The sequence below is a fragment of the Mycolicibacterium arenosum genome (assembly GCF_024320865.1).
GTDB classification, from domain to species: Bacteria; Actinomycetota; Actinomycetes; order Mycobacteriales; family Mycobacteriaceae; genus Mycobacterium; species Mycobacterium arenosum.
This window is the reverse complement of the sequence record NZ_JANDBD010000021.1, coordinates 40,307-53,468: the sequence shown is the minus strand read 5'-3', so window position 1 is coordinate 53,468 and position 13,162 is coordinate 40,307. Positions and strand designations below refer to the sequence as shown.

Genomic DNA, 13,162 nt, shown 5'->3' with positions numbered 1-13,162 from the left:
TGCAACTACCAGCGCGGCGACAAATCCACCCGGACCTACCGCACCCGCGAGCCTCAACCGGCATCATCGGTGTACGCGATGTCCTGAGACATATGTGTACGCGATGTCCCGAGACACCACACGGATCTCAGTCCGGAAAAGCGCGCCGAAATCACGCGCTTTCGGCGCGCTGCGCCCTGCGCATGGCACCTACCGGGTCGGCGTAGATGCCCCCGAGCGCCACCACGCCCGCGCCCGCCTCCTGCACGCGGTTGCCGAACGCCGTCACCCTTATGTCACGAGGCGCGAGCACCGAGCGCTCGGCGAATGCGGCCTCGACGCGCTCCATGCCCTCGGGGTACTCGGTGAACGCCTGCCCACCCACGACGAGGTCGTCCGGGTTGAGCATGTCGCGCAGCATGGCCACCGACTCCCCGAGCACGCGGGCGCGTTCGGACAGCAGCTCGACGGCGCCCTCGTTGCCCTGGCGGGCGGCGCGCAGCACGCCGCCGATGGTCGACGACGGGCCATCGGCGGGCACGATGCGCCGCTTGCGCGCCGCACCCAGCACCGCCTCGTCGCTGACCGTCGACTCCAGGCGGCCCGAGTTGCCGAGCAGTTCGGACTGCGCGGGCAGCGCCGCGATGGTGCCGGGGCCGCTCGCAGGCGAGTGCACGCGGCCGCCGATCGACAGGGCGTAGCCGACGGTCTCGCGGGCGTACACGTAGAGGCTGGTGGCGGTCGGCGTGTTCGAGCGGCGCACGCCTAGCAGCAGTTCGGCGCCGGCCATCGCGTCGACGTGCGACGCCACGGACACGGGCAGGCCGATCGCCTCGGCGAGCACCGGACCCACCGGAGCGTCGGTCCAGCCGAGTCGGGAGTGGCTGAGGTAGCCGGTCGAGGTGTCGATGACCCCGCCGGAAGCGACGCCGACCCACAGCGCCTTACGGCGGTGCCAACGGCTCAGGTAGCGCCGGGCGCTGTCGGCGAGCGTCTGCAACGCCGCGCGCTGCGGGCCCTGCGGGGTCGCCGTCTCGACGACGTCGAGGGTGCGACCGAGCAGGTCGGTGGCGACGATGCTGGTGGTGCGCGCGCCGATGTGGACGCCGAGCGTCAGGTACGGCTCGTGGTTGACCTCGACGGGCACGCGGGGCCTGCCGATGGCGCCGGAGACGGCGAGGTCGGCGCGCTCACGCAGCACCCCTGACTCCAGCAGCGCGGTGACCTGGCGGTTCACCGTGGCGATGGACAGCCCGGTGACGTTGGCGATGCTGTCGCGGGCGATGGGTCCGCGCAGCCGCGCGGCGCCGAAGACGGAACCGGCGGCGGCGTCGGGCACACGCAGCGACGGCGCCACCACCTGGTGGTGCCTGCGGTTCTGAGGCTGACGCCTCGAGGTGATAGGCGAGGTCTGGCCGGCCCGCCCACGCTTGGAAGCGATGCCGATCGGGGTCTGACGAGCGGTGGTGGGAGTGCTCACGGGGGTGTCCTTCGGGGGAGTTGTCGGCGGGGTCTTGGCCTCGCACCCGACGACTCAGAAGGACGACATGTAGTCCGCGATCAGTCAGGCGCGACGAGAAGCGCGACAACAACACGCACGCCGAACGGCGATGCGGGCAGCCTGACTGGTGGACACGAAGAGAAGGTAGCACGACTACTAGAGTCGTGTGAATGGCGACTCCAGCAGCTCAGCAACGCGTGGCGGTGGTCACCGGCGCCAGTTCAGGCATCGGTGAAGCAACCGCCAAAACCCTTGCCGGACTCGGCTTTCACGTGGTCTGCGTGGCCCGTCGGGCGGACCGGATCGAAGCGGTCGCGCGCGAGCTCGGCGGCACCGCCATTGTGGCCGACGTCACCGACGACGCGGCGGTGGAAGCGCTCGCCGATCAGCTGGACCGCGTCGACGTGCTGGTGAACAACGCGGGCGGGGCCAAGGGACTCGAGCCGGTGGCCGACGCCGACCTCGACAACTGGCGCTGGATGTTCGAGACGAACGTGCTCGGCACCCTGCGGGTGACGCGCGCCCTGCTGCCGAAGCTGATCGCATCGGGCGACGGACTCATCGTCACGCTGACGTCGATCGCCGCCTTCGAAACCTACGACGGCGGCTCGGGCTACACCGCCGCCAAGCACGGCCAGGGCGCGCTGCACCGCACGCTGCGCGGCGAACTGCTCGGAAAACCGGTGCGGCTCACCGAGGTTGCGCCCGGCGCGGTGGAAACGGAGTTCTCCCTGGTGCGCTTCGACGGCGATCAGGAGCGCGCCGACAACGTCTACCGGGGCATCACACCGCTGGTGGCGCAGGACGTCGCCGAGGTCATCGGATTCGTCGCGTCACGTCCGTCGCACGTCGACCTCGACGTCATCGTGATGAGGCCGCGCGACCAGGCGCCGTGGGGCCGTTGGAACCGCAGGGCGGACTAGCCGCCCGGCGCCGGCTGCGGCGTGTTCGCACTCGGCGGCTCGGTGGTCGGCGTGCCGGAGTAGGAGGGCGCGTCGGTGGGCGTCGCGGGTGCCGATACCGGGATGTTCGGCGGCGGGTTCTGCGACGTCAGCGCCGACATCGCCGTCCACTCGTCCCACGACACCGCCCAGTCCCAGATGTCACCGTCGGCGTACGAGAGGTTGATCCGGGTGCCGGTGACCTCGACGGGGTCTCCGTACACCGCGCTGTTGAAGTACTGCTCCGAGTTCTCCAGGTTCAGGTTGATGCAGCCGTTGGTGACGTTGGTGTTGCCCTGCGAGCCGATGCTGTTCGGGTTGCAGTGGATGAACTCGCCGTTGTTGGAGATCCGCACCGCGAAGCGCTCGTGCACGTTGGCGTAGCCGGCGGCGGGGTTGGTCATGTAGAAGTCCTCATACTTCTCGGTGACCACGTGGATGCCGCTGCGGGTGACGTTGCGGTCCAGGTCGCCCTCGCCGTAGCTGCACGGGAAGTCCATGATCACCGCGCCCGCGCCGTCGAGCACCTGGATGCGGTGGCTGTTCGCATCGGCGATGACGACCTGCCTGCGGCCGATCTCGAAGTCCAGCGTGACGTCCTGGTCGCCGTACGCGCCGTCGCCGAAGGGGACGCCGTAGAGGTTGGCGGCCACGTGGACCTTGGTCCCGGTCGGGTAGTAGTCGCGGGTACGCCAGTGCGCCCTGGATCCGCCGACCTCGTCGGGCAGCCACGCCCAGCTGCCTTCGACGGGAGGTGTGGTGGTGACGACGAGCGCCTTCTCGACGGTCGCCTTGTTCTCGTCGCTGATCGACGCGTCGAACTGCAGGATGACGGGTGCCGCGACGCCGACCACCTGGCCGTCGGCGAGCTGGAACTGACCGCTGACCTTCACCTGCGGCGCGACCGTGGTGAAGCTGCCGGTGAGCTGCACGGCCTTGCCGTCCTCGCCGACCGCTGAGCCGCCCCAGGTGTACTCGACGCCGTAGCCGAGCGGCTCGGTGGCGGTGTAGGCCGTGCGCTCGCGGTTCACCGCGCCCGCGACCACCTTGCCGTCCGGGTTGGTCAGCGTGACCTTCTGCAGCCAGCCGTTGTCGACCTCGACGCCCACCTTGCCGGTCGGCACCGCATCGGTGGTGGCGTTCGCGGGATTGAAGGTGATGACCGGGGATTTCGCGGCGTCGGTCGTCTGCGTGGGGTTCGACGACGTCGCCGATTTGTCGCTGCACGCGGCCAGGAATCCGGACGCGCCGACCGCGAACGCGGTCAGGGCCTGTCGCCGGTTGATGCTCACGTGGACCAAGGCTACCGAGCGAACCGCCGACGACCGAACCGGTTCTCCCCCGCAATGACCCCTAACAGGGGATACACCGCCCCGGTGTGTCGAGTTCCACCTAAAGGTCGGCGCCGATGAGAACCGGCTCGGGGATGAGATCGATGCCGAACGCGGCCCGCACCCCGTCCCGCACCGTCCTGGCCAGTGCGAGAACGTCGGCCGACGTGGCCTGGCCGCGGTTGGTGATGGCCAGCGCGTGTTTCGTCGACAGCCGGGCGGGCGCGTCCTCACCCGGATAGCCCCTGCCGAATCCGGCGTGTTCGACCAGCCAGCCCGCAGCCAGCTTGACTCCGTTCGGCGCCGGGTAGTGGGGCACGTCGCCGTGCTCGGCCTGCAACCCGACCAGCACCTCGGGGTCGACGACCGGGTTGGTGAAGAACGAGCCAACGCTCCAGGTGTCGTGGTCGGCGGCGTCGAGCACCATGCCCTTACCCGCGCGCAGCGCCAGCACGGCCTCGCGGACGCGGTGCGGGTCGGCCCGCTCCCCCGGTTCGACGTCGAGCACGCGGCTCAGCTCCCCGTACCGAATCGGTGCGCTCGCACCCGAGGCGTCGAGGGTGAACTCGACCTCAAGCACGACGGCGTGATCGGAGTTCTTCAGGACGCTGTGCCGGTAGCCGAATCCGAGCTCGCCGGGTGCGACCCAGGCGTCGGATCCGGTGCGCCGATCGAAAAGCCGCACGCGCGAGATGGTGTCGGCGACCTCGGCACCGTACGCGCCGACGTTCTGCACCGGGGTGGCGCCCGCGGACCCCGGAATTCCCGACAGGCATTCGAGCCCGCCGAGGCCGTACGCCAGCGAGGTGACGACGACGTCGTCCCACTGCGCGCCCGCTTCGGCGCGGACCAGATTCCCGGCCACGGTGATCTCGGTGTTGGCGAGCAGGACGACGGTCAGTCCGGCCAGATCGTCGGCCAGCACGACGTTGGAGCCGCCCGCCAGGACGAGCACCTTCTCGTCGGCCGTTTCGCGCAGGACTTGGACCGCCTGCTCGGTGCTCTCGCAGGTGATCAACCGCTCGGCGACGGGGCCGACGCGCAACGTGGTCAGCGGTGCCAGCGGAACGTACCGTTGGACCGCCGCGCCCCCCGTTTGCGAACCGTCCACGGGCGGTAACGGTAGCGTGACTACCTATGCCGCGTTCCTTCGACATGGCAACCGAGTACGGGGATTCCGTCGAACTGGTCTACCGGACGTTCGGCGATGAGCGGTACTGGCTGGCGCGGCTGGCAGGCTCCGGGGCCGACAAGGCCACGCTCGACGCCATGGACCGGACCGCCGACGGTGGCATCGACATCGTGACGACGCAGACGCTGCGGGCGGACCGGCTCCCCGGCGTGGTGAGCCAATTCCACCACGGGGACCTCAGTTTCGTGCGCGAGGAAACCTGGGGGCCGTTCGTCGACGGCCGGGCGAGCGCGATCGTCAAGGGGTCGATTCCGGGTGCGCCCGCGAGGCTTTCGGGTACGGCGGAACTGCGGCCCACCGACGACGGGGCGGGCGCGCGCCTCGAGTTCTCGGCGACGGTGGAGGTACGCATCCCCCTGGTCGGCGGCAAGGTGGAGAAGTTCGTCGGCAACCAACTGGCCGAACTGCTGATCGCCGAGCAGCGCTTCACCACGGACTGGATCAACGGCATCTGAGGGCCGGCCGTTTCGCTGTCCGGCGTGGGTCCCGCGAAATCCCTGCTCCCGCACTAAAATCGCTGGCCATGAGTGGTCCGGTGGTCGTCGGGCAGCTGACGCGCGGGACCACCGGCTACAACAGGCTGCGCCGCAGCGATCGCTGGCTCATCCACGCGCCTGGCGTACGCGCCGCCCTGCTGTCGGCAAGCGACCCCGTCGTCGTCGACCTCGGATACGGTGCCCTGCCGGTCACGACGCTCGAGCTGTCCGCCCGGCTGCGCGCCGTCCGCCCCGATCTGCGAGTCGTCGGCCTGGAAATCCACCCCGATCGCGTACGCACCGCGCGCGACCTCGCGGGGTCGACGCCGGACGTCGAATTCGGGCTCGGCGGTTTCGAACTCGCGGGTCTGCACCCCGTTCTGGTGCGGGCGTTCAACGTGCTGCGGCAGTACCACGTCGACGCCGTGGCCGATGCGTGGGCCACGATGCAGCGGCAGCTCGCGCCGGGCGGTCTCATCGTCGACGGCACCTGCGACGAGCTCGGCAGGCACTGCGCATGGGTTCTGCTCGACCAGCGGCGACCGCTGAGCCTCACGCTGGCGTGCGACCCGTTCTCGATCGACCGGCCGTCGGACCTCGCCGAGCGGCTGCCCAAGGTGCTGATCCACCGCAACGTGCCGGGTGAGCCCATCCACGCGCTGCTGCTCGCCGCGGACCGCGCGTGGGCCACCGCGGCCGGGCACGGGGTGTTCGGCCCACGGGTGCGCTGGCGGGCCATGCTCGACCTGCTGGCCGCGGACGGCGTGCCGGTGGACCCACCGCGGCGTCGGATGCGCGACGGGGTGCTGACGGTGCCGTGGACGTACCTGCAGACGTAGGCTCGCGAACATGCGTATCGCCCTGGCTCAGGTTCAATCCAGCGCTGAGCCGCGGGCCAACCTCGAACTCGTCGAGGACTGCACACGCCGCGCCGCCGAGGCCGGCGCCCGCCTGGTGTTGTTCCCCGAAGCGACCATGTGCCGGTTCGGCGTTCCGCTCGGACCCGTGGCCGAACCGGTCGACGGGCCGTGGGCGCAGGGGGTGCGCGCCATCGCCGCCCGCAACGACATCACGGTCGTCGCGGGCATGTTCTGCCCGAGCACCGACGGCCGCGTCACCAACACCCTCATCGCCACCGGATCCCACGCCGACCTCGACGTGCACTACCACAAGATCCATCTCTACGATGCGTTCGGCTTCACCGAATCACACACTGTCGCACCGGGTTCCGAGCCAGTCGTCATCAGTGTCGACGGCGTCGGCGTCGGCTTGACCACCTGTTACGACGTCCGCTTCCCCGAGCTGTACGTGGAGCTGGCGCGGCGCGGCGCGCAGCTGATCACCGTGCACGCGTCGTGGGGTTCCGGGCCCGGCAAGCTCGAACAGTGGACGCTGCTCGCTCGAGCGCGGGCGCTGGACACCACCAGCATCGTGGCCGCCGTCGATCAGGCCTACCCCGGCGACGAGATCGCCGCGGTCGGCCCGACGGGCGTCGGCGGCAGCGTCGTGGCTTCCCCGACGGGCGAGGTGCTGGTGCAGGCCGGCGCCGACCCGGATCTGGTGGTGACCGACCTGGACCTCGCGGCGGTAGACGCCGCCCGCGACAGCATCGCCGTCCTGCGTAACCGAGCTGTCTTCGCATCGCAAGATAACGCCAAGTCCGGTAGGGCAGAATCCCGAACATGAGTGATCAATGGGGGCGTCCACCACAGCAGCCGCAGCCGAATCCCTATGGCCAGGGGCAACCTCCGCCGCAGCAGTACCCCCAGCGAGGCCAGTACCCGGACCCCGCCACGCAGCAGTTCCCTCCGCAGTACCAGCAGCCGCCGGGGTCGTACCCGCCGCCGCCCCCGTCGTCGTACCCGCCGCCTCCGCAACAACCCCCGGTCGAGGGCGAGGCGACTCCTCCTGCCGCGCCCAAGAAGAAGCGCGGCCTCTCGATCGTCCTGATCCTCGTCATCGTGTTCGCGTTGCTCATCGCGGGGGTCATCGGCGCCGAGCTCTACGCCCGGAACAAGGGCAACAGCAAGATCGCGACGGCCGCCGCGTGCATCGTCGAGGACGGCGCGACGGCGTCGTTCGGAACCTTTCCACCGTTCCTGTGGCAGTACCTCAACGACGAGTACAGCAGCATCTCGATCGAGACCGCCGGCAACAACATCCGGCAGGCGAAGGGCATGAAGGCCGAGATCGAGATCGAGGACCTGAAGCTGACCGACGGCGGCGACTCGAAGGGCACCATCGGAGCGCTCAACGCCACCATCACCTGGACCGGTGACGGGATCAGCCAGACGATCGAGAGCTTCATCCCGGTGATCGGCAGCGTCGTGTCGGACGTCAAGCTCAACCCGTCCAACGGCACCGTGGAGGTGGGCGGCGGACTCGCGGGCGTCACCATCAAACCGATCACCAGGGACGACGGCATCGCGCTGGAGATCGAGGATCTGACCGGGCTCGGCTTCGCGCTGCCGCGCGACGACATTCAGGAGGAGCTCGACTCCTTCACCGACGATCTGAACAAGAACTACCCGTTGGACATCAAGGCCGACAGCATCGAGGTCACCGAGGCCGGCATCGTCGCGAAGTTCTCGACGCAGAACGCGACGATCTCGAATGACGGCAACAGCAACGAGTGCCTGGCAGACCTCTAACCGCTCACCCCAGCCCGTCGAGTACCGCGCGCGTCCCGGACAACCCGAGCCGGGACGCGCCGGCGTCCAGCATCGCCACGGCGTCGGCGGCGGTCCTGATGCCGCCGCTCGCCTTCACGCCGATTGTCGGCCCGACGGTCTCCCGCATGAGTTCCACCGCGCGCACCGACGCACCACCCGCGGGGTGGAAACCCGTCGACGTCTTGACGAAGTCGGCGTCGGCGTCGACCGCTGCGCGGCACACGTCGATCAACCGCTTCTCGCCGGCCAGGTCGAGCAGAGCCGCGGACTCGACGATCACCTTGAGCACGGCGTCGGGCACCGCGGCGCGGACGGCGGCGATGTCGGCGTGCACGGCGTCGACGTCGCCGAGCACTGCGGCGCCGACGTCGATCACCATGTCGATCTCGACCGCACCGTCGGCGACCGCGAGCTGTGCCTCACGCGCCTTGATCGCCGAAAGGTGTTTGCCCGAAGGGAAACCCGCGACGGCGGCGATGAGGGGGCCGGTGCCGGCCACGTCGCGGGCGGCCGTCACCATCGACGGCGAGACGCACACCGCGTACACCCCGAGCGCGCGGCCCTCCCGCGTCGTGTTCGCGACGTCGAGCAGGGTGGCTTCGGGTTTCAACAGCGTGTGGTCGACGAGCGCCGCGACGTGCGCGCGACTCCATCGTCTCCCCGTCGCTTCGCTCGCCCCGGTACCGCCCACTAAAACGGTTCCTCCGTGCCACCCGGATTGCAGTGCGCGGCGGCCATCTGCGCGGAGCCGACCTCGGGGCGCCACGGTTCGAGGTTCCAGCTCGTCTTGCCCGGCTGGGCGAGCTCGGCCACCCACCAGTGGCAGTCGAACTGCTCCTTCATGCCCGGTATCGCGGCGTCGGGCGCCAGTGCGAGCACCTCGGCCCACGCCTCGTCGGCCGCCGGTTGCGAACCCGGCTGCGCGGACGCCGCGCGCCCGGCGGCGGTCGGGTAGACGCGCAGGCTGGACAGGTCACCCCACTTGGCCCACTCGGCGTGCGCGATGTAGGGCGGACCGGCGTCGGCAGCCGCGGTGCCCGCAGAGCTCAGGACGAAGCCGACGGCCAAGACGGCCGCGAACAGGATGCGCCGCATGGCTTATCGCGACTTTCCCTGGACGTCGAGCAGCTTGGGTCGCACATCGGTGAGGTAGACCCCCGAGGCGACCGCCGCCGCGGAGACGAAGAGGATGTCGAGGCCGCTGAACCCGAGCAGCGCGAGCACCGTGAGAAGGACCGCGCCGCCCAGGATCCCCATCCAGGCGTTCTTGGTCAGCTTGCCCGCCGCGGTGTACGCGTCGGCGCGCTGCATGCCCCCGTGCACCAGCGAGTACACCGACAGCACGAGCACCAGGAGATAGACGGCGAGGAGGACGTACACCGTCAGGGATTCAAGCTGCACACTCTCAGCCTAAGGCAGAATCGCGGCGTGACCGATCCTTGGGCCCCGCCGCCGGACCAGCCGTCCGCTCCGCAGCCGCCGGCCGGCGACCCGCCGACGCAGCATTTGCCACCGGAACCGCCGACGGAGGCCGCCCCGACGACGCAGCTGCCACCCGAACCGCCGCCACCGCCCCCGCCACCGCCGGCGGATCGCGGTGGCCGGTTCACGCGGCTGTTTCGCGATCCAGTGTCGATCGTCCTCGCCGTGGTCATCGTCGTCGCCCTGGCGATCGCCGGCGTCGTCGGCGTGGAACTGTATGCACGCCATAAGGCGGGCAACGTGGTGGCGGGGATCGCGGCCTGCGTCGTCCAGGACTCCGCCACCGCGTCGTTCGGCGGCGCCACGCCGTTCCTGTGGCAGCACCTGAACAAGCACTACGGGAACATCTCGATCTCCACCGGGGGCGATCGGATTCGCGACATGAGGGGGATGAAGGCCGACATCGGCCTCGACGACGTGCGACTGGCCGACAGCACCGACTCCAGGGGCACCATCGGTGCCATGACGGTCACGATCACGTGGACGTCCGCGGGCATCACGCAGACGGTGCAGGATCAGGGGCCCGCTCTCGTCACCGCGCTGCAGGAGGCGTTCGCCCAGTACGGCGGTCTCCCCACAGGGCTGATCGCCTTCGCGCAGCCCCTGATCGAGAGCGCCAGCAAGAACCTGGTCTCCGAGGTGAAGACCGATCCGTCGGCCGGTGTCATCGAGCTCTCGGGGACGCTGGGGCACCTGAGCGTCAAGCCGACCGTCGAGAACGGGAAGCTGAAGCTCACCCCGACCGACGCCGGTTTCTCACTGCCGCTGCTCGGCGACCAGCCGCTGCCGACCGAGTCGTTCCAGCTGCTGGTGGACAGGTTCTCCGACGGGATGGAGGACGATCTGCCGCTCGGCATCCGCCCGCAGAGCGTGACGGTGACCGATACCGGGATCACCGCGGTGCTCTCGTCGACCAACACGGAGATTCCGAAGGGCCAGAACAACGAGTGCTACCAGGGCATCTAGACAGCGATCAGGACGGTAGCCGGGTGGCTACCGTCCTGATCGTGGAAATGCGTCTTACTTCTGGGTGACCTTCTTGGCCGGCGCCTTCTTGGCGGGGGCCTTCTTGGCCGGCGCCTTCTTGGCAGGCGCCTTGGCGGCGGCCTTCTTGACCGGCGCAGCGGCCTTCTCGGCCTTCTTGGGCAGCTCGACGCCGACCAGCTTGGCGGCGCGCTCGCCGACCGCGCGGGTCTGGGTGGCCACGGTGCCCAGGGCGTCCTGGGTCAGCTCGACGGCCTGATCGGTGACGCTCTCGACGCGGCTCGCGGCCTCCTCGAGCGCCGGCTGGCTGCGCAGGCGCGCGAGCGCCTCCTCGCCACGCTCGACGAGCTTGTTGTACGTCGCGGTCGCGTTCTCGGCGTAGCCCTCGGCCGCCTTGCGCAGCTCGTCGGCGTTCAGACGGCCACGGATCTCGTCGACCTGACCGGGCAGCTCCTCCTGGAGCTTGGTGATGTTGGTGCGGACCTCTTCGACGCGCGTGTTGGCGTCGGTGCGGGCCTCCTCGGCACGCTCACGCAGAGCGGCGACGATCTCGTTGACCGTGGCGAGCGCCAGGTCCGCGGCGCCGACGGCGGCGAGCAGCGGAGCCTTCAGGTCTTCGATTGTCGGCTGGGTGGTCTTCTCGGCCATGGTGATTCCTCTCCTACGGGTGATTCAGGTGTTTGGTGATCAATGCGGGGAACAACAGTCGTCAGTCAGAGGCAGTCCCCTCATCAGTCGCTACTTCGACGTCGAGCACTCCGGCCTCGATGGCCTCGGTGCCCGGCGTCAGCGCGGCGTTCTGCTCGACAAAGGACAGGTAGATGTCGAGCAGTACCTGCTTCTGACGCTCGGTGATCGCGATGTCGCCGACGATGGCGTCCCGAACCTCACTGGGCTCGCTGGGTTCGAGCATGCCCGCCTGGACGTAGAGCACCTCGGCGGACAGCCTCAGCGCCTTCGCGATCTGGCTCAACACGTCGGCGGACGGCTTACGCAGGCCCCGCTCGATCTGGCTGAGGTAGGGGTTGCTGACGCCGGCCTGTTGAGCCAGTTGACGCACCGAGACCTGCGCGGCTTCGCGCTTGGCTCGGATGAAGCTCCCGATGTCCTGCGCCGCGTTGCTGACGACAGCTGCGAGGTTCTCGTCCTGAGACATCGCGTCTGCCCCCTTCGTCGTCGGTAATCGGTGTGCTTACGTACACCACCGTACGACCGGGTGCTAACAATTGCAAGCGCCTGCTAGCGCAGGTCAGAACATTAGTTGGGCTACGGAGTAGATCACCAAGCCCGCCAGCGAGCCCACCACGGTGCCGTTGATGCGGATGAACTGCAGGTCACGACCCACGTGAAGTTCGATGCGCCGACTCGCCTCCTCGGCGTCCCACCGCTCGATGGTCTCCGTGATGATCGCTGTGATCTCCGTCCCATACTGGCTGACCAGGTGCTGAGCGGCCCGGACGATCCAGTTGTCGACCTTGTCGCGCAGTTCCGAGTCGTCGCGTAGCGACTCCCCGATGTGCACGACGGAGTCTTCGATCCGGGCCCGCAGCGTCGACGACGGATCCTCGACGGATTCCAGGATGATGCGCTTGGCCGTCGTCCACGCGGTCTCCGCGGCGCGGGTGATCTCGTCACGCGCCAGGATCTGCTCCTTGACCCGCTCCGCGCGCTCGACCGTGGCGTCGTCGTGCTGCAGGTCGTTGGCGAACTCGAACAGGAACTTGGTCGCCGAGCGGCGCAGTTCGTGGTCGGGGTTGCGGCGCACCTTATCGGTGAAGTCCATGAGCTCGCGGTGGATGCGGTCGCCGATGAGGCTGTCGACCCAGCGCGGCGACCACGTCGGGGAGTCGCGCTCGATGACCCGCTCGATCGTCTCGCCCGCGTTGAGGGACCACTGGAACGCCCGGTCGGCGAGCAACTGCAGCAGCGCCTCCTGGCGGCCCTCCTCCAGCAGCGAGTTCAGCACCCGGCCGATCGGCGGGCCCCACTGCGGTTGGGCGACGCGCTTGACGATCATCCGGTCGAGCACCTGCTGGACGTCCTCGTCGCGCAGCATCTCGACCAGCACGCGCAGCACCGTGGACACCTCACCGGCGACCCGCTCGGCGTTGCGCTGATCCGCGAGCCACTTGCCCGTCCGGGCGGCGACGTCCGCATCGCGCACCTTGGTGCCGATCACCTCGGGCGACATGAAGTTCTCCCGGACGAAATCACCGAGACCCTCGCCGAGCTGGTCCTTCTTGCGCTTGATGATCGCGGTGTGCGGAATGGGGATGCCCAGCGGGTGCTTGAACAGCGCCGTCACCGCGAACCAGTCGGCGAGCGCGCCGACCATGCCTGCTTCGGCCGCTGCCCGCACGTAGCCGACCCAGGCGGCCGCGTCGTCGTTGCGCTGGGCCCACGAGCACAGCAGGAAGATCACGGTGGCGCCGAGCAAAAAGCTCAGCGCGACGAGCTTCATCCGGCGCAGCGCACGCGCCCGCTCGGCGTCGGCTGCGGAGTCCGCTCCCGCGAACGATTCAGCGAAGCCTCGGCGCGTGCCGTCGGCCGTTCGGTGGGTCACGTCGTACATGTTCCCCCATCGCGCGCTGAAGCCACCCAACC

Annotated in this window: 15 protein-coding genes; 6 read left to right on the top strand and 9 right to left on the bottom strand. The window is 69.3% G+C overall.

What is annotated here, in order from left to right; genetic code table 11:
• Positions 1-151: 151 nt before the first annotated feature.
• A complete protein-coding gene (locus tag NM203_RS32500) occupies positions 152-1,459 on the bottom strand; it encodes an ROK family protein (RefSeq protein WP_408633454.1) in 1,308 nt (435 codons plus the stop codon).
• Between the two features lie 191 nt (positions 1,460-1,650).
• On the opposite strand from NM203_RS32500, the gene NM203_RS32495 reads away from it, so the two are divergent.
• On the top strand, positions 1,651-2,403 hold the full coding sequence (locus tag NM203_RS32495) for an SDR family NAD(P)-dependent oxidoreductase (RefSeq protein ID WP_255065167.1): 753 nt from the start codon (positions 1,651-1,653) through the stop codon (positions 2,401-2,403).
• On the opposite strand, the gene NM203_RS32490 is transcribed toward NM203_RS32495, so the two are convergent.
• Together NM203_RS32490 and NM203_RS32485 are read right to left on the bottom strand one after the other, a co-directional pair.
• Complete coding sequence (locus tag NM203_RS32490; protein ID WP_408633453.1) at positions 2,400-3,713, bottom strand: L,D-transpeptidase; 1,314 nt, start codon at positions 3,711-3,713, stop codon at positions 2,400-2,402. The two genes, NM203_RS32495 and NM203_RS32490, sit on opposite strands and share 4 nt — an antisense overlap.
• 100 nt (positions 3,714-3,813) lie before the next feature.
• Positions 3,814-4,863, bottom strand: coding sequence for a UDP-N-acetylmuramate dehydrogenase (locus NM203_RS32485; protein WP_255065166.1), 1,050 nt, complete (start codon positions 4,861-4,863; stop codon positions 3,814-3,816).
• Between the two features lie 26 nt (positions 4,864-4,889).
• Between NM203_RS32485 and NM203_RS32480 the strand changes: the two genes are divergently transcribed.
• From NM203_RS32480 to NM203_RS32465, 4 genes are all read left to right on the top strand, one after another.
• Positions 4,890-5,399, top strand: a complete 510-nt coding sequence (locus NM203_RS32480) for a DUF2505 domain-containing protein (RefSeq protein ID WP_255065165.1) — start codon at positions 4,890-4,892, stop codon at positions 5,397-5,399.
• A 68-nt stretch (positions 5,400-5,467) separates the two neighbouring features.
• The gene (locus NM203_RS32475; protein WP_255065164.1) at positions 5,468-6,259 is read left to right on the top strand and encodes a class I SAM-dependent methyltransferase; all 792 of its coding nucleotides are present in this window, start codon (positions 5,468-5,470) and stop codon (positions 6,257-6,259) included.
• 10 nt (positions 6,260-6,269) lie between these two features.
• The gene (locus tag NM203_RS32470) at positions 6,270-7,106 is read left to right on the top strand and encodes a carbon-nitrogen hydrolase family protein (protein WP_255065163.1); all 837 of its coding nucleotides are present in this window, start codon (positions 6,270-6,272) and stop codon (positions 7,104-7,106) included.
• The gene (locus tag NM203_RS32465) at positions 7,103-8,071 is read left to right on the top strand and encodes an LmeA family phospholipid-binding protein (protein ID WP_255065162.1); all 969 of its coding nucleotides are present in this window, start codon (positions 7,103-7,105) and stop codon (positions 8,069-8,071) included. The genes NM203_RS32470 and NM203_RS32465 overlap by 4 nt, the downstream gene beginning before the upstream one ends.
• Positions 8,072-8,075: 4 nt before the next feature.
• On the opposite strand, the gene deoC is transcribed toward NM203_RS32465, so the two are convergent.
• From deoC to NM203_RS32450, 3 genes are read right to left on the bottom strand one after another with little or no spacing between them, the layout of a single operon-like run.
• Positions 8,076-8,783, bottom strand: coding sequence for a deoxyribose-phosphate aldolase (deoC, locus tag NM203_RS32460; RefSeq protein ID WP_255065161.1), 708 nt, complete (start codon positions 8,781-8,783; stop codon positions 8,076-8,078).
• Entirely contained in the window at positions 8,783-9,187 is a 405-nt protein-coding gene (locus NM203_RS32455) for a DUF2599 domain-containing protein (RefSeq protein ID WP_255065160.1), read from the bottom strand. The genes deoC and NM203_RS32455 overlap by 1 nt, the downstream gene beginning before the upstream one ends.
• 3 nt (positions 9,188-9,190) lie before the next feature.
• Positions 9,191-9,493, bottom strand: coding sequence for a DUF2516 family protein (locus tag NM203_RS32450; protein WP_255065159.1), 303 nt, complete (start codon positions 9,491-9,493; stop codon positions 9,191-9,193).
• Positions 9,494-9,520: 27 nt separating this feature from the next.
• Between NM203_RS32450 and NM203_RS32445 the strand changes: the two genes are divergently transcribed.
• The gene (locus NM203_RS32445) at positions 9,521-10,540 is read left to right on the top strand and encodes an LmeA family phospholipid-binding protein (RefSeq protein WP_255065158.1); all 1,020 of its coding nucleotides are present in this window, start codon (positions 9,521-9,523) and stop codon (positions 10,538-10,540) included.
• 54 nt (positions 10,541-10,594) lie between these two features.
• On the opposite strand, the gene NM203_RS32440 is transcribed toward NM203_RS32445, so the two are convergent.
• The 3 genes from NM203_RS32440 to NM203_RS32430 all read right to left on the bottom strand — a co-directional run bounded on the left by NM203_RS32440 (position 10,595) and on the right by NM203_RS32430 (position 13,130).
• On the bottom strand, positions 10,595-11,206 hold the full coding sequence (locus NM203_RS32440) for a heparin-binding hemagglutinin (RefSeq protein WP_255065157.1): 612 nt from the start codon (positions 11,204-11,206) through the stop codon (positions 10,595-10,597).
• Positions 11,207-11,267: 61 nt separating this feature from the next.
• The gene (locus NM203_RS32435; RefSeq protein ID WP_255065156.1) at positions 11,268-11,714 is read right to left on the bottom strand and encodes a helix-turn-helix domain-containing protein; all 447 of its coding nucleotides are present in this window, start codon (positions 11,712-11,714) and stop codon (positions 11,268-11,270) included.
• A gap of 93 nt (positions 11,715-11,807) precedes the next feature.
• Positions 11,808-13,130, bottom strand: a complete 1,323-nt coding sequence (locus tag NM203_RS32430) for a DUF445 domain-containing protein (protein ID WP_408633452.1) — start codon at positions 13,128-13,130, stop codon at positions 11,808-11,810.
• Between the last annotated feature and the right edge of the window lie 32 nt (positions 13,131-13,162).

Excerpts from the sequence above, each read along its gene's own strand:
- NM203_RS32495 (WP_255065167.1), top strand. The coding sequence starts at position 1,651 with ATGGCGACTCCAGCAGCTCAGCAACGCGTGGCGGTGGTCACCGGCGCC.
- NM203_RS32480 (WP_255065165.1), top strand. The coding sequence starts at position 4,890 with ATGCCGCGTTCCTTCGACATGGCAACCGAGTACGGGGATTCCGTCGAA.
- NM203_RS32475 (WP_255065164.1), top strand. The coding sequence starts at position 5,468 with ATGAGTGGTCCGGTGGTCGTCGGGCAGCTGACGCGCGGGACCACCGGC.
- NM203_RS32470 (WP_255065163.1), top strand. The coding sequence starts at position 6,270 with ATGCGTATCGCCCTGGCTCAGGTTCAATCCAGCGCTGAGCCGCGGGCC.
- NM203_RS32465 (WP_255065162.1), top strand. The coding sequence starts at position 7,103 with ATGAGTGATCAATGGGGGCGTCCACCACAGCAGCCGCAGCCGAATCCC.
- NM203_RS32455 (WP_255065160.1), bottom strand. The coding sequence starts at position 9,187 with ATGCGGCGCATCCTGTTCGCGGCCGTCTTGGCCGTCGGCTTCGTCCTG.
- NM203_RS32440 (WP_255065157.1), bottom strand. The coding sequence starts at position 11,206 with ATGGCCGAGAAGACCACCCAGCCGACAATCGAAGACCTGAAGGCTCCG.
- NM203_RS32435 (WP_255065156.1), bottom strand. The coding sequence starts at position 11,714 with ATGTCTCAGGACGAGAACCTCGCAGCTGTCGTCAGCAACGCGGCGCAG.
- NM203_RS32430 (WP_408633452.1), bottom strand. The coding sequence starts at position 13,130 with ATGTACGACGTGACCCACCGAACGGCCGACGGCACGCGCCGAGGCTTC.